Source organism: Shewanella metallivivens (genome assembly GCF_028750675.1).
Classification (GTDB): domain Bacteria; phylum Pseudomonadota; class Gammaproteobacteria; order Enterobacterales; family Shewanellaceae; genus Shewanella; species Shewanella metallivivens.
In genome coordinates this window covers 808,091-830,446 of record NZ_JAQQPZ010000013.1, presented here as the reverse complement: position 1 = coordinate 830,446, position 22,356 = coordinate 808,091, and the positions used below count along the sequence as shown (strand labels likewise).

Here is a 22,356-nt window from a genome sequence, read left to right as displayed (position 1 = left end):
GGCTGCGTATTCTACGCTTTCCCATCTTCGCGTCAAGTGTTTTTTCAAACTTTCTTTTCGCGCTGAATTCTTCATAAAGAAGTCTTCATACTGACGCTTCATTGGCGTGAGCCGCTTGCCGTGTCAGTGGTTGCGCATTATAGGGAGCTAAAAATATTGTGCAAGCGTAAAAATAAGAAATATTGCAAAAAGATGACTGAGAGGTGTTTTTTCAATCGAAAAGAACAAAAAAGGGACTATTCGTCCCTTTTTTGGCTATTTATCTTGATTCTAGCCACCAAAAAATCGAGTTTCTTGTTTTATCTCTACTGGATTGCCATCAATCTCTGCAGTGATTTTAATGTCTATCTTGGTAATAGTTCTTTTAAGTTCAATTGGGTCTACTGCAATACTCACTGGTAACGTTAAAACCTCACCAGCTTCAATGGAGACATGTTGTGGTCCTATCCATTGTGCATTGGTCAACCCTTCGACACTTAATTCATATTCCTGGGGTTGCTCTGTTTTATTTAGGATTTTTAATGTAAATGTATTCTCTGTATTACCTTGGTTGTTTTCTCTAAATAATGAATTACGATCGCGGATAACATCCATTCTGACAGGTGCAATGGTGGCACTAGCATAAATGAATAACATCACCATTATTGTTAAAACCACTCCATAACCAATCAGCTTTGGACGTAAGACTTTTTGCTGTACACCTTCGAGCTTATTTTCGGTGGTATAACTAATTAAGCCTTTGTCATATCCCATACGCTCCATGGTGTTATCGCATGCATCAATACATGCACCACAGTTAATACATTCATATTGTAAACCGTTACGAATATCGATCCCTGTTGGGCATACCTGCACACATAAGTCACAATCTATGCAGTCACCTAATCCCATTTCTTTTGGATCTTGCTTTCGAGTACGAGGACCACGAGTTTCACCTCGCGCTGAGTCGTAGCCAACTATATAGGTATTCTTGTCGAACATTGCAGCCTGGAAACGCGCATAAGGACACATGTGAATACACATGATTTCTCGCATCCACCCAGCATTGCCGTATGTAGCTATTGTAAAGAAGATAATCCAAAAATAAATTCCACCACTTGCATTGAGTGTAATGAAATCGATGTAGAGTTCTCTACTTGGTACAAAATAAGAAACGAATGTAGTGGCTGTTAATAACGATACGACTATCCACGAAGTATGCTTTGCAGTTTTGCGCCACAACTTGTCGAAACTCCATGGCATTTGATCTAACTTTATGCGTTTATTACGCGCACCTTCAAATTTTTCTTCAAACCATATAAAGATAAAAGTCCATACTGTTTGAGGGCAGGTATAGCCACACCAAACTCTGCCGAGGTAAGTTGTGACAAAAAACAAGCCAAATGCCGCAATCATGAATAATGCTGCAAGTAAGGTAAGATCTTGTGGCCAAATAGTTAAACCGAAAACATGGAATTTTTGTTGGGACAGATCAAACCAAACAGCTTGACGATCTCCCCAAGGTAACCAAGGGAGTAATAAGAAGAAAGACATTGCCACCCAGCCCATTTGGCGACGTAATTTACTCCATAAACCATCAATAGCACGAACGTAAATACGGTTGCGCGGATTGAAACGGTCTGCTTTACTGGCATCAGGTTGATGGATTTTGATACGTTGATGTTTTGAGAAATCCTTGGGGTTAGATTCTTTCGTCATTTTACAGCCTTACTGCTTTAATATTGAACGATAACTAGCTTATTATATAGGTAATAACACATTATTGGATAAAAAGATGAGAGGTTGGATAGGTTTAGCCATAGTCGCTGGTGTTGTTTATTATTTCGCGACCGAAACTGACAAGCTTGATAAGCCAATTAATGACATAAAAAGTATGTTTACTAAGGCTGACAAAAAGCTTGATTCTATGACAGGTACCAAAATCATTAAAATAGACAAGCATATACCACAAGTTAAATCAGAGATCCGAGAACGGCTATCAACACTTGAGCTCCGTGAGTTAGATGGGGTGTTTGCCAGTAATGAGTCTATTACTGAGTTTAAAGATCAATATTGCCATAGCAGTGCACGTCACCCGGTGTTTACCAAAGAAAACTTGCAATTTATTTGCGATAAAATTTGATATCTGAGTTAGTTAACGGTTTTATGCTAACAGATTGACCTAAGTAACAAATAAGCCTAGCCTTTATGTAAAATTTACAATAGGGGTTAGGTTTTTTTATGACGCAATCACACACAGAATCGGTATCAGACATCTTTGACCCAGCCTTATGGGATGTTGTCGATGGGTTCAATTTCACTGACATCACTTATCATCGAGCCAAATCGCAAGGTACAGTCCGTATTGCGATAAATCGACCTGATTGTTTAAATTCATTTCGCCCAAAAACGGTAGACGAACTGTTTATTGCCTTAGACCATGCCAGACAATGGTCTGATGTAGGTTGCGTGCTATTAACCGGAAACGGCCCTTCAGCAAAAGGTCAGCATTCATTTTGTGCCGGTGGTGATCAACGTATCCGTGGTAAAGATGGCTACAAATACGAAGGTGCTGAAGCAGGCCACCCCGATGTCGCCCGTATGGGACGCCTGCATATTTTAGAAGTACAAAGGATGATCCGCTTTATGCCTAAAGTGGTGATTGCGGTTGTGCCCGGCTGGGCTGTGGGTGGTGGCCACAGTTTACATGTGGTGTGTGATTTAACCTTAGCGTCTAAAGAACATGCGGTATTTAAGCAAACTGACCCTGATGTTGGCAGTTTTGACTCTGGATACGGCAGTGCTTACCTAGCAAAAATGATAGGCCAAAAGCGCGCCCGCGAAATCTTCTTCCTTGGCTTTAATTACACCGCCGAAGAAGCCTTTAATATGGGTATGGTTAACCGCGCAATTCCACATGCTGAACTCGAAACAGAGGCATTAGCTTGGGCCAAAGAGATTAATTCAAAATCGCCTACCGCAATGCGGATGCTTAAATATGGCTTTAATATGACTGACGATGGTTTAGTCGGTCAGCAGCTGTTTGCGGGAGAAGCCACTCGTTTAGCTTATGCAAGCGAAGAAGCTCGGGAAGGGCGAGATGCGTTTTTAGAAAAACGTGATCAGGACTTCTCACGTTTTCCTTGGCACTACTAAGACTTAACTTATCAACAAAGCAGGCGTCTAGAGTACTGCTACCCCATCTATAAATAAGGGCCCTTTTTAAGGGTCTTTATTATTTTGAGATTAGAAATCAAAACCTAATCGAAATTACCATTTAAAACAATCGAACCGACCCTCTTTACATGATAATGATAACTGTTATCATTTAATTAAATCAACAGGGGGAACCATCATGAAAAAGACTATTAGCTTTGCTATTTTACACTTCAGTGTCGCATTTACGATTACCTATTTATTAACGGGTAGCATTGTTATCGGTGGTGCAATTGCCTTATTAGAACCTGCTGTGAATACCGTAGTGTTTTATTTCCATGACAAAGTATGGAAAAACATTGAGTCTAAACAAGCTCATTCAATAGAGATATCAGCCAAATCGGCTCAACTTGCTAGCTAGTCACATCATGGTTAACTGATAACCATGATGTGGCTGACCACGACAGATCTAAGTGCTTAACGTTTTTAAACTCTTGGTAGTTTAATCTATATCAATGACAGCTTATCGACTTGAGTAACTGCACAAACGTTATCCAAGATATCAATACTGCAATCTATGCTCGAACATAGATTAATTGCGTATGGGGCATTATTATATTTTAGAGTGAACATTTCATACTGAAGTGAAGTTATCGAAACAGCCCTTTTAGCGATACTCCCCATTGTTCCACAACATAACCCAACTTTTATAACGTTAATAGCAAGTATTGATTAAGTGTTCTCTTATATTTTAAAGAAGCCATGAAGACTGCCGATACATATTGCTATAAAAACATCTACACTTGACCATCAACTGAACATAAAATCTCACTCGTCAGGTCTTATCCCTTATCTTCCTAAAAACCTAAGGTACTCCCTATGCTTGAAGCGTTTAACACCATAAAATCTCGTATTTTGTTAGGTTATGCTGCCACGGTAATGATGACGTTAATAGCAGCAGGCTTACTCAGTAGCAGCAATCAAACCGTAAAACATGAAGTGGCCGGTTTTGTGGATGGCACATTACCCGCGCTAAAAAACATTACTAAGGTTCAAAGCCATGCCAAAGAGCTAGTGTTAATTGGGTATTCACTTTACGGCACAACGATTAACGTAAGTGAGTTTAGTGAACAAAAAAGCCTGCTTAGCGAGAACCTCAACCAACAATATCAGCAACTCAACAACATCATATCCACGCCGCAAATATCACAAATTGACGCCTTGTATGCGGCTTTATCTGCCCTTGAATCAACGATGAACCAACAATCTGTTGACTGGGATAAAGCTCGTGAACAACTGAGCTTATTAAATAACAGTGCTAATGAGTTAAAAGATAAACTCGATGGTCTAGCGCAAGATATTTCAATGCAAGCCAGCCAAAACGCCATCAACATCCAAACTGAACTCGGTGATAATACGTTACTAATTTACGTACTGGTTGGGATTATGGTGTTAGTCGCCATTGGTGCTTATTTAGCGGCACAAAAACAAATAGCTAACCCGATCCAACAACTCTCAAACGACCTAACTAGAATTGCTCAAAACCGCAATCTAAAAGCGCAGCTATCTGATGAGTGCATTATTGAAATTAGTAATGTGGCCACCAGCGTTAATGGCTTAATCAAGGTGTTCCGCTTAGGCATGAACGACGTACATGACGCTATCGCCAGTATCAGCCAAACAGTGGCACAGTTGAGCCATACAACAGGAACATCTTCTGCATCTGTAGATGAACTACAACATTCTATTGTGAGCTTAGTCGAAGTGATGTCGCAACTAGAACAGCACATGGAGCAAAGTGTCGAGCACTCTCAAAGTGCATCGAATTCTGCTCAACAAGGTGCACAAAGCATGGCTGCTGGGCAGCAAGAAGTACAACACACCGCCAATAGTATTGACGAATTAGCGGATGATATTGAAACCACCGCCAGCATGTTACTGACTTTGCAAAACTCAGGTAAACAAGTGTCAAATGTAGTAAAAACCATTGCTGAAATTGCATCACAAACTAATCTGTTGGCATTAAATGCAGCCATTGAAGCGGCTCGCGCAGGAGAGTCAGGTAGAGGGTTTGCGGTAGTCGCCGATGAAATTAGAACATTAGCGATACGCACGCACCAATCAACAGTAGAAATTAACACCATGCTGGCCAATATTGTCGACTCAATTCAATCAGCCGTTGGCAATATGTCATCAAATCAACAAAAGGCTCAAGAGTCAGTAGAGCTTGCTAAACAGTTGGTATTAACGTTAGAGCAAAGCAGACAAACCATTTTATCACTGGCAACCATCAGCCAAGAGGCCGCCACGCTAGCACAGGCCTCGCAGCAACAAGCTAATACGGTTAAACGTAAAGTGCTAGACTTCAGGTTATTGGGTGAAACAGTATCAGAGGGGAATGAACAAATTAGTGAGGCCGGCAGTAAGCTGAGCAATCTGGCCAACAAGCTCAGTGATACTGTTGATCAGTTTGAACGCTAAGCACTCCATTCATAGCTTATCTCGACGGTTTTTGTTTTAACCTAATCCAAAAACCGCTTAACGAGACCATTAACAATACTTGCAGAGCCATATTGTCTAATGACCAAACAAGCGCTCGCTAAACACGAATTAAGTTTAGGTTAAACATAGTGACCAGAGTTGGTATTATTGATTTTAAACAAATTAGAGTAAACTGACTCAAACGAACTGATTGCCAAATAATTCGTTTTTAAAAGCAACCGATTACCGATACGCCTTACTTCAACGTGGATAGTTATATGACCTCAGAACTGAATGAAAAACGCAAAATTGTGTCATCTAAGCATTTAGCCAATAGCGAGGCTTGGCCATTATCTGAAGTCGAGTTGGGATTAACGGTTTTTTATAACGCATTTACCAAATGGATCGTTCGCTGTGCCGCCGCTGCGGGTTGTCATGACCTTAGCCCTGTGGATGTACTGACCTTGCATAACATTCACAATAGAGACAACATTCAGCGCCGTATCGATATTTGCTTTATGTTAAACATTGAAGACACACATACCGTTAATTACTCGTTAAAAAAATTGGTTAAATTATCGCTAATCACAGGCACCAAACGCGGTAAAGAAATGTATTACGCCACAACAGAGCAAGGTAATGCATTGTGTGAAGAATACAGACTAATTAGAGAAGAATGCTTGATTTCGTCTATGTCTGGATTAAAGCAAAATGCCGAGGAGTTGTCGCAAATGGCTTCTGTTTTACGTTCGTTATCCGGTATTTACGACCAAGCCGCACGAGCCGCAGCAACCCTTTAGCATTAAGAAAAATGAGGTAAACCTTACCTCATTTTCCTTTTTATTAAGACGTGAAAAGTGAAAACCCCATTGAATGGGCCACCATCCTAACCCCTAAAAAGGTAGTAAAAATCACCACACATACCCCAAGAGTATTAGACAACCACCCATTAGTATGTTGCCCTAATAGTTTTTTATGATTAATCGCAAACAATAAAAAGCTGGCCACAATAGGTAATAACAACCCATTGGCAAATTGAGCCAATACAATAATCTCGATAGGGTTTATGCCCGTCAAAGCTAAACATGCGCCAATCAACAGAATGCTTAAACTGATCCCTCTAAATACTTTAGACTCAGTGCCTTTCTCAATTCGCAAAATTTCAGAAATAGCATAACTGGTTGCCAACGGCGCCGTTATCACACTGCTTAAGCCCGCAGCAAACATGCCCATTCCCAACAAATATTTAGAATACACCCCAAATAGCGGCTCAAACTGTTTGGCCATATCAGCGGCCCCATTTGCCGCTAATCCATGCGCAAACATACTGGCCGCAGCAGTAGATACAATAAGCAATGCGATAACACCACCCAAGCCAATAGAGATAACGCTATCAACTCTTGCCTCACCAAGTTGTGCTGCATTTTTCCAATGACTTTTGGCTGCCGATGCATGTAAAAATAAGTTATAAGGCACCACTGTGGTACCGATTAACGCGATAACCGTTAGCAGATTAGCCGTTGTGATACTTGGACTTAATAAGCCATTGACTATGCTTAGTAAATCGGGCTTAACCACAAAGAATGTGACCACAAATGAAACGCCCATCAACAGCACAAGAAATATCAATATTCGTTCGATTTGCTTATAGCTGCCACGCCACAAAATAAGCGCGCCGATGACGCTGAGTATCAGGATAGACAATTGATAGATACTGCCACTTTCGCCAACAATGGCTTGAATGCCAAGTGCCGCGCCCGCTAAATTACCTCCTTCATACGCTGCATTACCAATGTAAAGCGCCACCATAATCAGTAAAAACAGCGGCCATTTAAAAATAGAGTGTTGCAACGCGTCCCACAGCACTTCACCCAGTCCTTTTTGAGTAATCACACCGAGTCGCGCAGACATCTCTTGTAAAATAATGGTCGCTACTGTCGCAAAACCTAACGCCCAAAGCAGTGAATAACCAAACTTTGCCCCTGCTAATGTGCAGGCGGTAATCGTACCCGGGCCAATAAACGCGGCAGTAACCACTACCCCAGGACCGATTTTTTTTAACTTCGCAAACATGGCACATCCCTTTTATTAAGCGTTAATTGCAAATACCAATAAGCTTTACCGCTTACCAAAACCGCCACCTGTAGGAGAAATCACATTCACAGCATCACCGCAATGTACTTCAGCCTGTCCGCAACCACCAAGCTCAACAATCGAGCCATCTTTGCGGGTTACCCAATTTCGGCCTAGTTGACCGTCTTCACCACCTAATACACCAACAGGCGGAGTGACTCGGTGATCAGATAAAATCGAACACACCATGGTGTCGTTAAATCGAATTTTGCGATAAATACCATCGCCAGCATCCCATTTCCCTTTTCCACCTGAGCCGCGACGAATTGAAAACTCATCTAACACCACTGGGTAGCGTTGCTCCATAATTTCTGGGTCGGTCATGCGCGTATTGGTCATGTGTGTGTGCACAGCAGCGGTACCATTAAACCCGTTACCTGCAGGGCTACCCGAACAAATTGTCTCGTAATATTGATATTTGGCGTTACCAAATGTGAGGTTGTTCATGGTGCCCTGACTCGTACCAAGTGCACCTAAGGCGGCAAACAACGCATTGGTCACCGCTTGGCTGGTTTCAACATTGCCCGCGACCACAGCGGCAGGAAACTCTGGGTTTAACATAGAGCCACTAGGCACAATCACATTTAGCGGCTTCATGCAGCCTGCATTTAACGGAATATCATCGTTAACTAAACAACGGAACACATACAATACCGCCGCATGAGTAATCGCTTGTGGAGCATTAAAATTTGACGGTTGTTGACTGCTTGTACCGCTAAAATCAATGGTGGCACTACGGTTATTTTTATCAACGGTGATTGCAACTTGGATCACTGCACCCGAATCAATCTTATAGGTAAATTGACCGCCTTTAAGTGACGTAATGGCCTGCCTTACGGCTTCTTCGGCGCTGTCTTGAATATAGCCCATGTAGGCATGTACAGACTCGATGCCATTGGTATCCACCAGCTTCAATAACTCATTAACCCCAGTGTTGTTAGCCGCAATTTGCGCCATTAAGTCGGCAATATTTTGTTCGATATTACGCGCAGGGTATGGGCCTTCACTGAGTTTTTGCTGAATGACATCATGTAAAAACACGCCTTGGTCTACCAGTTTTATTGAATCGAGCACGATGCCTTCTTCATAAATGGTTTTAGCCAGTGACGACATCGACCCTGGCGCTATACCACCAATGTCTTCATGGTGGGCACGACTGGCCACATAAAACAGCACTTGTTTATTGTCTGCATCAAATACTGGCGTAATCACGGTAATATCGGGTAAATGCGAGCCGCCATTGTAAGGATTGTTTTGTACAAACACGTCACCAGGGTTAATGGTTTGCCCGCTGTTAATAATCACCTTAACGCTGGAGTCCATTGAACCTAAATGCACTGGCACATGAGGGGCATTTGCCACCAGGCTGCCGGTTTTATCAAAAATAGCGCACGAAAAATCAAGCCGTTCTTTTATGTTGACCGATTGAGCCGTATTTTGCAGCACAAAACCCATTTGTTGGGCAATCGACATAAACAGATTATTGTAAATCTCTAATGTGACAGGATCTGACTTAACCGCTAATGCAGCCCCTGTTTGGGCCTGATTAATGTGGCTTAAAATAATATGCCCATACTGGGTCACTTCAGCCTGCCAATCTTGCTCCACAATAATGGTGCCTGTTGGCTCAATAATAATGGCAGGTCCAGTAATCAGATGGCCGTAACTGAGTTGAGCGCTGTTATACACCGGAGTTTGATGCCACGCCCCTTTTGAATACATGGGTTTTAACGCAATATGCTCAGGGCTAGCGGTGGTTTTATGACTCGCTTTTGCCTCAGCGATGCCCTCGCCGCCGCCAGAAGATAATACCCCCGCCATTTCAACAATAATGGCTTTATCCAACATAATAAAACCGTATTGGCGTTTGTGGTTATGCTCAAACTCTTCACGCATTAATTCATGGTCGGCGCACAACACTTTAAGGCTAGTGTCAGTGCCTTTGTACCTTAGCTGTGCCCAAGCGGTATGGGTCGTTTCATCAGCAGCTAAGCCTTGCTCAATTAATTCGCTAACATTCGCCGCGGTAAGCTCGTCAATACTGTCTTGTAATTCAGCCATCATCGTCGCACTTAATACTTGCTCTAAGACGATTTGACGCTCAACACTGATATCGGCTAACCCCATGCCATAAGCCGACAGCACCCCAGAAAAGGGATGCAAAAACACCTTATCCATGCCGAGCCGCTCGGCTACCAAGCAGGCATGTTGCCCACCTGCACCACCAAAACAATTTAAAACGTACTGCGCAAGATTATAACCACGGGCAACCGAAATTTTCTTAATCGCCTGTGCCATGTGTTCAATGGTTATGTCTAAAAAGCCTTGGGCGACTTGTTCGGCGCTGCGTCCGTCGGCGACCTCATTGGCAATGTCGACAAAGGCATCAAATGCGGCTTGTTGATCTAAGGCTTGATCTTGATTAGGGCCAAAAATATGCGGGAAAAAATCAGGTTGAACCTTACCTAAACAGACATTAATGTCAGTAACGGCAAGCAAACCGCCACGGCGATAACACTTAGGCCCGGGATTAGCGCCCGCCGAATCTGGGCCAACGCGAAAACGACTGCCATCAAAAGACAACACCGAACCACCACCCGCGGCAACCGTATGGATAAACATCATAGGCACGCGCATGCGCACACCTGCAACCTCGGTTTCGTATACCTTTTCGTATTCGCCAGCGTAGTGCGACACATCGGTTGACGTGCCGCCCATGTCAAAGCCAATCATTTTAGTAAACCCAGCAAGCTTTGCCGTGTGTACTGCGCCCACTATGCCACCAGCAGGGCCTGACAATATCGCATCTCGGCCTCTAAATTTACTTGCATCAGTAAGTCCACCAGACGATTGCATAAACAACAATTTACCCTGTTCGTTGTCATTGCTAATTGCCGACTCTATTCGGTCAACGTACTTTCTTAAAATAGGCGTTAAATAAGCATCAACGACGGTGGTTTCACCACGGGGGACAATTTTTGTCAGTGGGCTGACATCGTGGCTAGTCGATATTTGGGTAAACCCAATCTCTTTTGCTATAAGCGCAAGAGTTTGTTCATGTTCAGGAAAACGATAAGCATGCATCAACACAATCGCAATTGAGCGATAGCCTTTATCATAAGCCTGCTTAAATGCCTGGCGGGCTTGGGTGTCATCAAGGGGAGTTTCAACATCACCATTGGCAAGAACACGTTCAGTTATTTCAATAACATCACAGTATAACAGCGGTGACTTGGTAATATTTAACGCAAAAATGTTGGGGCGAGCTTGATGGCCAATCTCAAGTATGTCACCAAGCCCTGCAGTAATGGCTAACACAGTAGACTCGCCTTTTTTCTCAAGCAACGCATTAGTGGCAACTGTGGTGCCCATTTTGACCACTTTCACTTGCTCCGCAGGGATAGGGTCATGCTTATCTATGCCTAAAAACTCGCGGATACCTTGCAGTGCAGCATCTGCGTATGCTTCAGGGTTTTCAGATAACAGCTTTTTAGTATGCAGCGTGCCTGCAGGATCTTTAGCAACAATATCGGTAAAAGTACCACCTCGGTCTATCCAAAACTGCCACCGTCCTTGTGATGGTGATATCAAATTATTGTTACTCATAACACTCCCAAATGGCATGACATCCATAACGACTTATAAACAGAACTGACTAAAAAATAACACCACAATGACAAATCATCAACGTTATGTTGTTATCATATTGACATGTAATACCAGTTGTGTGAAATTCAAGCACCTACCTCAAACTTGAAAGAACTAAAAATGTTAAAAAAATTATTCTTTTTAAGCCTAATCAGTTTAAGCACTAGCACTCTAGCAGCCGATCTTACTGTTGAAGAATTACGCATTGAAAAAATGCAAGCCGCGCACCCAGCCGTCACTAATGTGTTTAGCAACGAGACCAAAGCATTTCAGTTGGCCTTACAAAAAGCCGCCTCTTTTGATGCCGCATCAGCGCTAGTGACAGAGTATTCACATCAACTTTGGCAACGGGCCAAAAAGCAACTGCGCAATGCCCCAAAAATGGATGACAGACCGCTTTATTGGACTCGGCTTGCATCAAGCAAAGTGATTAGAAGCGTACAACCTGTATTTGAAATAACCTCCGGCCAACGCCAGGCACTGCTGGAGATATTAGAACAAGGTTCAAGAGGCCAACACGATCTGCTGTACACGCAAGAGACCCATAAAAAAATTCTCCTTACGGGTTTTGACCCCTTTTTACTTGATAAAAATATCAACCAAAGCAACCCATCAGGCATTGCTGCTATCGCACTTGACGGACAAATTATTGAACTCAATGGCATCACAGCAGAAATTAATACCGTGATAGTGCCCGTTAGATATGCCGACTTTGATCAAGGATTAATCGAATCAATCCTAGCGCCATACTATGCTCTTAATAATGTCGACATGATTGTGACTGTGAGTATGGGTCGAGAGCACTTTGATTTAGAACGTTTTCCAGGAAAAAGACGTAGCGTTACCGCACCAGACAATCTCAACGTGATTGCTGGTGGCACTGAAACAAAGCCTATTATTTCAAAACTTAACGATAGGCCGTTGCCCGGTGATGAATTTGTTGAATTTAGCCTGCCAGTTAAGCAAATGCAGCAAGCAAAAGGCCCTTATAACGTCATCGACAATCATCAAGTGACCAGCCTTAACAAGCAAACACATAAACCAAACTCACTCGCTGAACTAGACAAAGAAATAGCCGTTAATGGCTCTGGTGGGGGATACTTGTCCAATGAAATATCTTACCGCAGTATTCGTTTACGAAATCAACTTAACTCAACCATTCCTACAGGGCATATTCATACCCCACGTATACAGCAGTACGAGCCCGAAATCGAAAAACAAATTGTTGAGCAAATACAGTCTATGTTGGCACACTCATTAAGCGCGCTATAAAGAAAGGATGTGTATTGCTGTAAGCGTTATCGCCTAAACAAATAACGCTTACAAACTCACTTTTTAACACCCGGTGAGAGCAGGTATTGGCTTACCGGTTAATCGTGTTAATTTATCTTGGCGGTTTTTGTTTTAACCAAATCCAAAAGCCGCTTAATGAAACCATTAACAATGCTAGGGCAAACAAGTCCCAGAGCCATATTGTTAAATGACCAAACAGGCGCCCGCTATGTAAATCAAGCATCACCCGTTGCCAGCTCAAATTGGCACTGCGGGCCAAATTAATTATCGCCCCATCAGTCTCACGACTTGCACTCACCCAAGAATGAAACCCAACAGGTAATGTGGCATGTTGCCAGTCAATCAACTGCTCATCGGCTTGGTACACACCGCTTTTTGTATTAAGCCAAACTCGATCATCCACAACCGCAAGCCCAAGCAAATCAGACGGCAGCCCTGTACTGCGATTTTGTGTTTCTTGTAACTGGCCTTGCTTATCAAACAAATATAATTGCTGCGGGTCTATCGCGATGATCATATTACTGGTGCGAGCCGCGCTTATCAGAGTGTCGGCAGCTTCTAACATCATTTGTTGGTTTTGCCACAATAGGTTGTCGGTAATGTATAAAGCTGAAGGGGAAACACCAAACTGAGCGACATGCTTAGGTGCTGCAATGCCGTAATAATCCAACAACCATGCCTGGGTTACACCGGTTTTATCTAACCCAAAATCGTCGCTGTGATTAATGGCCACACCCGTTAAGGTTAACACTAAAATAAATAACGCACTCGCCAAGCCCAAGCGACGATGCCAAGGCCGGAGTATGCGTAAAAATTGAATTCGTAGACTGTTTCTAGAGGGTTTTGTCACACTAACCTGCTTAACATGGTTTATTGATTGATATGGGCATCAAGCAACAGTGCAATACGCGAAAGTTTGGTTAGCGCTCGGACCGACAACGTCGCACCAGTAATACCGTCAATGTGTTTATCAAGCTGATGTTGTTCAGTTAACTTAGCGGCTTTAAATTGATCGGTGAAAAAATCATGACGAACTTCATCACCACGGCTTTCTCGATATACCAACACTTTAGTTTGCGCAATTTGCTGATTTTTTACATGGATACCTACGGTGATCGGCGACTCTTTACCTATCTCATCCATAATCCACACCGTTTCATGGTTATGTTGCCAGTATCGCACACGCATTTTATTAAAGCGATGCGCCAAAATAGCCTCTACCGCGTGTTTTAAATTATCATCTAGCCATAATACCTTAGCTTCACCGCTATTGCCGTTAAATGCCTGACTGATAAACGCATCATTTGACTGATACTGAGTCGCTGCCAGCGCGCGATGCGTTGACAAACACCCTAGACATAACAATATAAAAAACACTAACGCTGAACGAAACATTGGTACATACCATCCGTAAACAATCATAAAAATAAGGGTGCCGACAATATACTATTACTGTTGACACCCATTTTAACGATAATCGACATTTAACGAATCAATGTCGTTAACCTTTATCGGTATTAGAACTGGTAACCAACACCTAGGTTAAAGCCGTCTGAATCTGCTGCGCCTGTGATTCTTTCAAAGTCAGCTTTAAACACTACGTTTTCGTGTAGCCAGTAGTTCACACCTAGGTTAGTTTGCTTTTTCTTTGTTTCTGCATTGTCACCAGCATTGTTATCCCACTCGTTGTAACGAGCAAATACCCCAAACTGCTCGTTAATACGGTAAGATGGTTCAATGTAGAAACCATTTTGCTTGTCGCGACCTAATGCTTCAGCTTCTTTACCATCAATATCCCACTGTGCATATAACGCTTTAACGGTAAAGTCTTCAATGCTGTAAATAGCATGTGCCGTTAACAAGGTTGCAGAGGCTGTATCAACCGCAGCTTCACCTTGAGTTAAGTCAGATTGATATTGAACAGTAGCAGCAAGCTCTAAACCAGGTACGGCAGTGTACTTAACACGGCCGGTGTAGGCTAAATCTTCACCTTTGGCTTCAGATACTTTTTGACGACCATTACGGATTTTGTAACCCGAACTTTGGTCTAAATACAAACCTGAGGTCACTGCTGTGTCAAAGGCTAAACCAGGAGCCGCTTTAACATTTAGCGTTAAACCGCCTTCCCACCATGTTGCTGGAATAATATCTTTCTCAACGGGGTTACGCTCTACACCATAAAAAGTATCTGGTTCGTGAGTTTCGTTAATGATACCCACTGGCATTAAAAATAGACCCGCTTTACCGGTAAGCATCTCATTAAAATCATGTTCGATATAAGCTTGCTCTAACTCAACTTCACCCTTTTTACCTTCACCAGCAAGTGAGTGTTCAACTTCTAGTTCAGAGAAAAAACGGGTTGTGCTATTAAATTCATGGCCAACAAATAATACAAAACGGTGGAAATCGAATTCTTTTTTATCTTTACCCGTTTTGTTATCGGTAATGTTGTTGTAATGCAATTCACCGTAACCACCAATGGTAGTGGCAGATTTACTAGATGCTGTTGATTCAACAACATCAGCAGTTGTCTCTACGCGTTTTTCAGTTTGCTCAAGACGCTTCTCAAGATCTTTTAATACTTTTTGTTGTTGCTCAATGATTTGGCGTAATTCGGTTGTGTCGTCAGATGCCGTAGCGTATTGGCTAGAAAACAGGCTTAATAAAGTCGCCGCAATTAACGTTTTTTTCATTTTTTATCCTGATAGGTCAATGTGAATAATATCGTAAAGTTATGTAAACGAGTGTAAAGGTGTGCGGATTATACACACTGATCATGTTAATACAAATTATTATCATTAAGCTTCGTAGTGACGCAGATCACGTAATCAAAACAATTAACACCTTGCTGCAACAACTCAACCGCAATTCAAATGCTCAACTCGCAGCCAAAAATAAATTGCCTTAACCGCCCTAACAACAAACCGAATAATTGAGGTTAATTTAATTATTTGTCAGGTTTTTACAGGCAAAACACGCTATGATCAGCACACATTGCATACGCTAATTTCATCAATATAAAATGCCCGTTCACAATGGCAAAGATGAGTAGCATTGCGAAAACGTTATTCACTTTTTATCGACATTAGGCAACACCATGGCTATCAGAATTAAACTTAAACCCGGTCGTGAACGCTCACTCGATCGTCGTCACCCTTGGGTCTTTTCCAACGGCATTCACAACGTCAATGGCGGCAAACCTCAAGCCGGAGATACCGTTGATGTTGTGGCTCACGATGGACGCTGGTTAGGTCGTGGTGCTTGGTCACCCGAGTCGCAAATTCAAGTCAGAATATGGACCTTCGATAAACAAGAAGAAATTGACAGCGACTTTTTTGCAAGACGCATTAAACGTGCCCAAGCCGGGCGCGATGAACTGATTATTGAACAAGGGCTTACCGGATACCGTTTAGTTGCCGCCGAGTCAGACGGGTTACCCGGTATCACCATTGACCGCTATGCAAATGTACTAGTATGCCAACTACTCAGCACTGGCGCCGAAAAGTGGCGTGACACCATTGTGGAACAACTTGTACTGCAATACCCTGATTGCGCCGTATACGAACGCTCCGACGTCGACTCTCGTAAAAAAGAAGGTTTAACGCCAGTTGTCGGTTTACTGTACGGTCAATTGCCTCCTATGCCTGTCATCATCGAAGAAAACGGCATAAAAATCGCGGTCGATGTGGTTAAAGGCCATAAAACCGGGTTTTATTTAGACCAACGTGACAACCGCGCAATGGCGGCTCGTTTCGTTAAAGGTAAATCGGTCCTCAACTGTTTTTGTTACACAGGCACGTTTGGTTTATACGCCGCTAAAGCGGGCGCAGCCAGTATTGAAAACGTCGATGTGTCAGGTTTAGCACTGCAAACGGCGCGTGACAATATGGCCATAAATCATCTTAATGATGACCATGTACATTACAACGAAGCCGACGTATTTAAGCTACTGCGCCAATACCGAGATGAAGGAAAAACCTTTGATGTCATCGTGCTTGACCCGCCTAAGTTTGCTGATAATAAATCACAGTTAGATGGCGCATGTCGTGGTTATAAAGACATTAATATGATTGCCATGCAGCTACTTAACCCTGGTGGAATATTACTCACCTTCTCATGTTCAGGCTTAATGCAGTCAGATCTATTCCAAAAAGTAGTCGCTGACGCCGCATTAGATGCCAAGCGTGAGGTGCAATTTGTGGAGCGTATGCATCAAGCAAGTGACCACCCTATTAGCAGTGCATTCCCTGAAGGTTATTATCTTAAAGGTCTGGTTGCCAGGGTTTGGTAAGAAAACCTAATTACTTTAAAGTCAATGACATTAACAATTAAAACATTTACCCCCTCTAGCTTAATAGGCTTATGGTGTGCTTTAGTGTTAATGTCGAAAAAGCGTAAATATAGGTGTTTTTAACGTGCTTGAACAATCAAATAATAATTTAAAGGCAGTAAATGAGATGCGCTATTTATTTTATGTAACATTGTCATACTCCTTTAGCGTACTTCGGCCGCTTGAAATTGCGATTAAAAAGCGTGGTAGCAAAGTGGCTTGGTTTATACCAAAAGGAAGTGAGGCTGAAAAGTTTCTCTTATCTAGTGATGATCGTTTAGTTGACGTTAACCAAGTCAAAAAATTTGATCCACATGCAACGTTAGCACCTGGAAACTTTATTCCAGATTTTTTCCCGGGGATAAAAGTGCAAGTTTTTCATGGCTTCGATTCTGGCAAAAAAGGTAAATTCAATATACGAGGCTTTTTTGACTTGTATTGCACACAAGGTCCCAATATTACCCAAGGTTTTAGCTCAATCAATGATGGGACTTGTGAGATAGTGGAAACCGGCTGGTCAAAACTAGATCCATTATTTTCATTACACCGAGATACTGAAAAATATCAGTCTGAAAAACCGGTGATCTTGTATGCCCCCACATTCTCGCCCAGCTTAACCAGTACGTTCGCCTTACATCCATTTATTAAGCATCTCGCTGAAACTAAAGATTGGCAATGGATTGTAAAATTACACCCCAAAGCCACCGCTGAAGAAGTGACAATGTTTAAAGCTTTATCAAGCAATAACTTACGCTTTGTTGAAACCGGGGATATTATACCGCTGCTACAAGCTGCCGATATTATTCTATCAGACACTTCTTCGATATTGACTGAGTTTGCTTTACAAGAGAAAGTTGTTGTCGCACTAAATAATCGACGTCCTGAAGAGTGGATGGTTAATTTTCAACAACCATCACAACTAGAACAGGTGTTAGACACCGCTTTACAACCAAACGCTAGTTTGTTGCATAAGATAAAGGCGCATTGTGATTCAATTCATCCTTACAAAGATGGCCTGTCGAGTGAGCGGGTATTAGATGCTATTGATAAATTGGTTGCTTCAGGAACATCTCACCTTAAAGCAAAACCTTTAAACTTAATTCGTCGGATAAAAATACGAAAGAAATTAAAGTATTATCGTTGGAGTTAGCACTCATAAGATTGAAAACTCCTATGAGGTTTAATGAGATTATCGCCCTTACAGATAACACGACAAGGGCGTTAAATCACAAAAATTTCTATCGATTATTTGATTTTACTTAGTACGTCTCGCAGTATAGAGCTTGAGGTATGAGTCGTATAAGAAAAATACATAATCTCTACGCCTAACTTTGCAAAATCTTTTTCAATTTCAATCCATTTGTCAGTACCTTTCCAATCATCACCAACAAACATTTTGTCAAATTTTAGGTTATTCCAAGCTTCTAGTTTGTCATAGCTCATTTGTGGTACAACTTCATCGACAAACTTTATTGCTTCTACAATTTCCAAGCGTTCTTGGAATGGAATAACCGGCTTTTTATTTTTTGCCGACATAGATAATTCGTCACTTGTCACCCCAACAATGAGGTAATCGCATTCAAGCTTGGCGCGCTTTAACACATTGAGATGACCAATATGGAACAAATCAAACACACCTGTGGTATAGCCAATTTTTTTCATATAAAACCCAATTAACAAATGGATATCAAACCCGTTGTCCACATTATGCCATGATGTTTGCTATGACAGGAATCACTTATCAACTCATCCCCTATTCAAATAAAATAAATGTTAAGTAGCATCAACGACAAGCTTGATACATTAGACTTATGTGACGGCTCTGGTTAACAACAGTATCAATCATGTTCCCAAACAGTTTCGATTATGTTTTTTATAAATAGGTTATTAAGGGTGATTTAATAAGAATGGATTTGGTAAGCGCAGCCAAGCTGCCATTTTCCAGTAACGATATTGATATACCCCAACCACAATAATCGCTAGCATTGCTGCAATAAAAGGGGTTGTATTCGCTACCATAAAAGCCATACCAAGCGCAGCACCAAAGCATAACCTCACAGCAGCCAGTTTTTCGGTCGAGATTATTTTTTTAGCTTCAAGTAAGCCCTCATCCGTTGAGTCGATTGATTTAAGCAAACTAAATCTGTTTTAAATCTGCAGTCAACACTCACACAAGACAGCCATTTAATGGGTTAGTGAGATGTAAAAAAGCGACTACTCAAGGAGTCAGTCGCTTGTTATCGAGCTTTAGCAGTTAAAGACTCACAATTTTTTGGTGCTTAACTAAAAGAATAAATTATTCATAGTATGTTGTTGTTTGTAATAATATCTCACTAAAATCAAAGATTTGATCGATAGTCTCTATCGGATGCCGAGTTTCATTTTTATCGACATCGAACAACCCAAGATATTTTTGTTTGGCATTAAAGTGCAAACGACATAATGGTTTACGGTTATTATCATCTAATAAAACCCCAAAATAACTCTGAGTATCTCTTGCAATAATTCTCGTTGCATCTACTTTTTGTCTTAAGATAGCTTTAACGATATTAAAACCTTCAACTTCATCATTAGTGGTAATAATTTTAGGTTTATCATCATCTTGCGTATTGATAGTTTCTTCATCTACTTTTGAAACCTGCTCACTTCCTATTGCTGATTTCAACCTGTCATTAATACTATCACTTAGAAATTGTCTTAATGCTTTTTTAGTTATTTCAGTAAACTGTTGCTTAACTTTAGGTGTAAGTACACCATCATATGCTCTTGCAGCGAAAAATTTAATAAACTCTTCTTCTGGTTCTTTAAATTGCTCATTTAACAATTTTTTTATTTGATTTAAATATTTAAGTTCACCAGCGGCACTCACGATAGACTCAACATCAAATGAAGATTTAGTGAGTTTCTTAAGCTCAGGAACCAAATGCTCATCAATATTTAATAAATCTAAGATTAAAAATGGTTTTTCATCCATCTTATTAGGGGCATCAAGATCGGTAAAAAATTGGTATTCTGTGCCGTTTGTTAAAATGGCCAAACGAGAGTTTGTAACCGAAAAATACCTAAAAAGTTGTCCTGCATGTTTAATGGATAGCTTTTCACCATATTTTTTGCATTCGATAAGAATTTGTACCTCGCCATCCTTAACTAATGCATAGTCTACTTTCTCGCCTTTTTTTGTGGCTATATCGGCAGTAAACTCAGGGATTACCTCGTTGGGATTAAAAACATCATAACCTAATACTGTATGCAAAAATGGCATGATCAACGCATTTTTAGTGGCTTCTTCAGTTTGCAAACTGGCTGCTATTTCAGGAATCCTTTTTGATAAAACATCTATTCGTTCAATAAAATCCATCTCATCGACCTCGTGTTAATGATTAATGTCACTCCAATTTCAAGTTAGCAGATAAAAACCAAATACCATAATATTTTTTGAGCATTTTTTAGACAACAAAAAAGGCTCCCATAAGAAGCCTTTTTTAATCAAATCATAACCTTACTCAACCGTGACGCTTTTTGCGAGGTTACGCGGTTGGTCTACATCAGTACCTTTAATCAATGCCACGTGGTATGACAATAACTGTAATGGAATGGTGTAAATCAGTGGCGCCATAAACTCATCACAATGTGGTACCTGGATGACTTTCATAGTATCGTCTGATTCAAACTCAGCATCGACATCAGCAAATACATACATTAAACCGCCACGAGCGCGCACTTCTTCAACGTTTGATTTTAGCTTTTCAAGCAGTTCGTTGTTTGGTGCAACCACAATCACAGGCATATCAGCATCAATCAGTGCTAATGGGCCGTGTTTTAATTCACCTGATGCATAAGCTTCGGCATGAATATACGAAATTTCTTTAAGCTTTAATGCACCTTCCATTGCAATAGGGTACTGGTCGCCACGGCCTAAGAATAACGCATGTTGTTTATCAGCAAAGTCTTCTGCTAATTCAATAATAGCCTCATTTAGCCCCAGAGCTTGCTCAACTTTAGCAGGTATTGATAGTAAGCTTTGGGTAATCGCCGCCTCCATTTCGCTAGACATGCCATTGTAACGACCAATTGCCGTTGTTAGCATTAATAAACCGACAAGCTGCACGGTAAAAGCTTTGGTTGAAGCGACGCCAATTTCAGCACCAGCTTTCATCATATAAGCCATGTCAGATTCACGCACTAATGACGAACCCGCCGAGTTACAAATAGTAAGTGTAGCTTTGTAACCCATCTCTTTTGCTAAGCGCATTGCCGCTAATGTGTCGGCAGTTTCACCTGATTGTGAAATAGTCACTAATAAGCTATTTGGGAATAGGTGTGACTTGCGATAGCGGAACTCCGATGCAATTTCAACATTACACGATACACCAGCCCAGTCTTCTAACCAGTAACGCGCAGCCATGCCGGCATGATAACTGGTACCACAGGCAATAATTTGTACGTGTTTGATGTTTTTTAAAAACTCAGCGGCATTTTCACCAAAAGCTGAATCTAAGACTTTACCGCCGGCAATACGCCCCTCTAAAGTATGAGTGATGGCTGTTGGCTGCTCATAAATCTCTTTGAGCATGTAATGACGGTATTCACCTTTATCACCCGCGTCATGGGTCACTTCAGACTCTTTAATTTCGCGCTTAACTGGGCTTCCTGTTACGTCAAAAATATTGACTTCACGACGTGTTACTTCGGCTACATCACCTTCTTCTAAAAAGGCAAAAGAACGGGTAACGGGTAGTAAGGCTAATTGGTCAGAAGCAACAAAGTTTTCACCAAGACCAAAGCCAATCACTAATGGGCTACCACTGCGAGCCACAACCATACGTTCACTGTCACGGCGGTCGATAACAACAGTACCGTAAGCACCTTCAAGCTGTTTAACTGTTGCTTGAACTGCAGCCAATAAATTACCTGCGGCTTTAAGCTCGTGATGCACAAGGTGACAAATGACTTCGGTGTCGGTGTCAGATGAAAACACATAACCTAAACCTTTGAGCATTTCTCGGAGTTTGTTGTGGTTTTCAATGATACCGTTGTGTACAACTGCAATATCGCCCTCTGATAAATGTGGATGAGCATTACGTTCGCTTGGTTCTCCGTGTGTCGCCCAGCGTGTGTGAGCAATACCGGTACCACCAGCAAGTGGCGCTGCATCTAGGGCTGAAGATAATTCTTGTACTTTACCTAAACGGCGAGTGCGGCTTAATTCACCTTGATTAATCACTGCAACGCCTGCTGAATCATAGCCACGATATTCAAGACGACGAAGGCCTTCTACTAAAATTTCTGCAACATCTCTTTGCGCAACAGCGCCTACGATTCCGCACATACTATTT

At 41.7% G+C, this 22,356-nt stretch carries 18 protein-coding genes; 8 read left to right on the top strand and 10 right to left on the bottom strand.

What is annotated here, in order from left to right:
• Nucleotides 1–270 precede the first annotated feature (270 nt).
• The gene (ccoG, locus tag PQR79_RS16380) at nt 271–1,698 is read right to left on the bottom strand and encodes a cytochrome c oxidase accessory protein CcoG (RefSeq protein ID WP_238107365.1); all 1,428 of its coding nucleotides are present in this window, start codon (nt 1,696–1,698) and stop codon (nt 271–273) included.
• Nucleotides 1,699–1,774: 76 nt separating this feature from the next.
• Between ccoG and PQR79_RS16375 the strand changes: the two genes are divergently transcribed.
• The 5 genes from PQR79_RS16375 to PQR79_RS16355 all read left to right on the top strand — a co-directional run bounded on the left by PQR79_RS16375 (nt 1,775) and on the right by PQR79_RS16355 (nt 6,416).
• Nucleotides 1,775–2,122, top strand: a complete 348-nt coding sequence (locus tag PQR79_RS16375; RefSeq protein WP_238107435.1) for a hypothetical protein — start codon at nt 1,775–1,777, stop codon at nt 2,120–2,122.
• 98 nt (nt 2,123–2,220) lie between these two features.
• Complete coding sequence (locus tag PQR79_RS16370; protein ID WP_238107366.1) at nt 2,221–3,135, top strand: 1,4-dihydroxy-2-naphthoyl-CoA synthase; 915 nt, start codon at nt 2,221–2,223, stop codon at nt 3,133–3,135.
• Between the two features lie 199 nt (nt 3,136–3,334).
• Nucleotides 3,335–3,556, top strand: a complete 222-nt coding sequence (locus PQR79_RS16365) for a DUF2061 domain-containing protein (protein WP_238107367.1) — start codon at nt 3,335–3,337, stop codon at nt 3,554–3,556.
• Nucleotides 3,557–4,014: 458 nt separating this feature from the next.
• Nucleotides 4,015–5,616 carry a methyl-accepting chemotaxis protein gene (locus tag PQR79_RS16360; protein WP_238107368.1) on the top strand — a complete coding sequence of 534 codons (1,602 nt, stop codon included), beginning with the start codon at nt 4,015–4,017 and terminating at the stop codon, nt 5,614–5,616.
• Between the two features lie 278 nt (nt 5,617–5,894).
• Nucleotides 5,895–6,416 (top strand): winged helix DNA-binding protein, encoded by a 522-nt coding sequence (locus PQR79_RS16355; RefSeq protein WP_238107369.1) that lies wholly within the window; start codon nt 5,895–5,897, stop codon nt 6,414–6,416.
• A gap of 43 nt (nt 6,417–6,459) precedes the next feature.
• Here the strand turns inward: PQR79_RS16355 and PQR79_RS16350 are convergent, their stop codons facing one another.
• On the bottom strand, nt 6,460–7,689 hold the full coding sequence (locus PQR79_RS16350) for an Nramp family divalent metal transporter (RefSeq protein ID WP_238107370.1): 1,230 nt from the start codon (nt 7,687–7,689) through the stop codon (nt 6,460–6,462).
• 45 nt (nt 7,690–7,734) lie between these two features.
• Nucleotides 7,735–11,355 carry a hydantoinase B/oxoprolinase family protein gene (locus PQR79_RS16345; RefSeq protein WP_238107371.1) on the bottom strand — a complete coding sequence of 1,207 codons (3,621 nt, stop codon included), beginning with the start codon at nt 11,353–11,355 and terminating at the stop codon, nt 7,735–7,737.
• Between the two features lie 162 nt (nt 11,356–11,517).
• Between PQR79_RS16345 and PQR79_RS16340 the strand changes: the two genes are divergently transcribed.
• On the top strand, nt 11,518–12,669 hold the full coding sequence (locus tag PQR79_RS16340) for a PA0049 C-terminal domain-containing protein (RefSeq protein ID WP_238107372.1): 1,152 nt from the start codon (nt 11,518–11,520) through the stop codon (nt 12,667–12,669).
• A 112-nt stretch (nt 12,670–12,781) separates the two neighbouring features.
• Here PQR79_RS16340 and PQR79_RS16335 read toward each other — a convergent pair whose 3' ends face one another.
• The 3 genes from PQR79_RS16335 to PQR79_RS16325 all read right to left on the bottom strand — a co-directional run bounded on the left by PQR79_RS16335 (nt 12,782) and on the right by PQR79_RS16325 (nt 15,383).
• Nucleotides 12,782–13,540, bottom strand: coding sequence for a PepSY-associated TM helix domain-containing protein (locus PQR79_RS16335; RefSeq protein ID WP_274408572.1), 759 nt, complete (start codon nt 13,538–13,540; stop codon nt 12,782–12,784).
• Between the two features lie 20 nt (nt 13,541–13,560).
• Nucleotides 13,561–14,085 (bottom strand): FMN-binding protein, encoded by a 525-nt coding sequence (locus tag PQR79_RS16330; RefSeq protein ID WP_274408571.1) that lies wholly within the window; start codon nt 14,083–14,085, stop codon nt 13,561–13,563.
• A 122-nt stretch (nt 14,086–14,207) separates the two neighbouring features.
• Nucleotides 14,208–15,383, bottom strand: coding sequence for a porin (locus PQR79_RS16325; RefSeq protein WP_238107375.1), 1,176 nt, complete (start codon nt 15,381–15,383; stop codon nt 14,208–14,210).
• 404 nt (nt 15,384–15,787) lie between these two features.
• Between PQR79_RS16325 and PQR79_RS16320 the strand changes: the two genes are divergently transcribed.
• Together PQR79_RS16320 and PQR79_RS16315 are read left to right on the top strand one after the other, a co-directional pair.
• Nucleotides 15,788–16,981 carry a class I SAM-dependent rRNA methyltransferase gene (locus PQR79_RS16320; protein ID WP_238107376.1) on the top strand — a complete coding sequence of 398 codons (1,194 nt, stop codon included), beginning with the start codon at nt 15,788–15,790 and terminating at the stop codon, nt 16,979–16,981.
• A gap of 166 nt (nt 16,982–17,147) precedes the next feature.
• A complete protein-coding gene (locus tag PQR79_RS16315) occupies nt 17,148–18,170 on the top strand; it encodes a CDP-glycerol glycerophosphotransferase family protein (protein WP_274408570.1) in 1,023 nt (340 codons plus the stop codon).
• 95 nt (nt 18,171–18,265) lie between these two features.
• On the opposite strand, the gene PQR79_RS16310 is transcribed toward PQR79_RS16315, so the two are convergent.
• The 4 genes from PQR79_RS16310 to glmS all read right to left on the bottom strand — a co-directional run bounded on the left by PQR79_RS16310 (nt 18,266) and on the right by glmS (nt 22,349).
• Nucleotides 18,266–18,682: an FAD synthase family protein gene (locus PQR79_RS16310; protein WP_188923269.1), complete on the bottom strand. Its 417-nt coding sequence runs from the start codon at nt 18,680–18,682 to the stop codon at nt 18,266–18,268.
• Between the two features lie 225 nt (nt 18,683–18,907).
• Nucleotides 18,908–19,156 (bottom strand): hypothetical protein, encoded by a 249-nt coding sequence (locus PQR79_RS16305; protein ID WP_238107378.1) that lies wholly within the window; start codon nt 19,154–19,156, stop codon nt 18,908–18,910.
• Nucleotides 19,157–19,316: 160 nt separating this feature from the next.
• Nucleotides 19,317–20,378, bottom strand: a complete 1,062-nt coding sequence (locus PQR79_RS16300; protein WP_238107379.1) for a type I restriction endonuclease — start codon at nt 20,376–20,378, stop codon at nt 19,317–19,319.
• Nucleotides 20,379–20,519: 141 nt separating this feature from the next.
• Nucleotides 20,520–22,349, bottom strand: coding sequence for a glutamine--fructose-6-phosphate transaminase (isomerizing) (gene glmS, locus PQR79_RS16295; RefSeq protein ID WP_238107380.1), 1,830 nt, complete (start codon nt 22,347–22,349; stop codon nt 20,520–20,522).
• Nucleotides 22,350–22,356 lie beyond the last annotated feature (7 nt).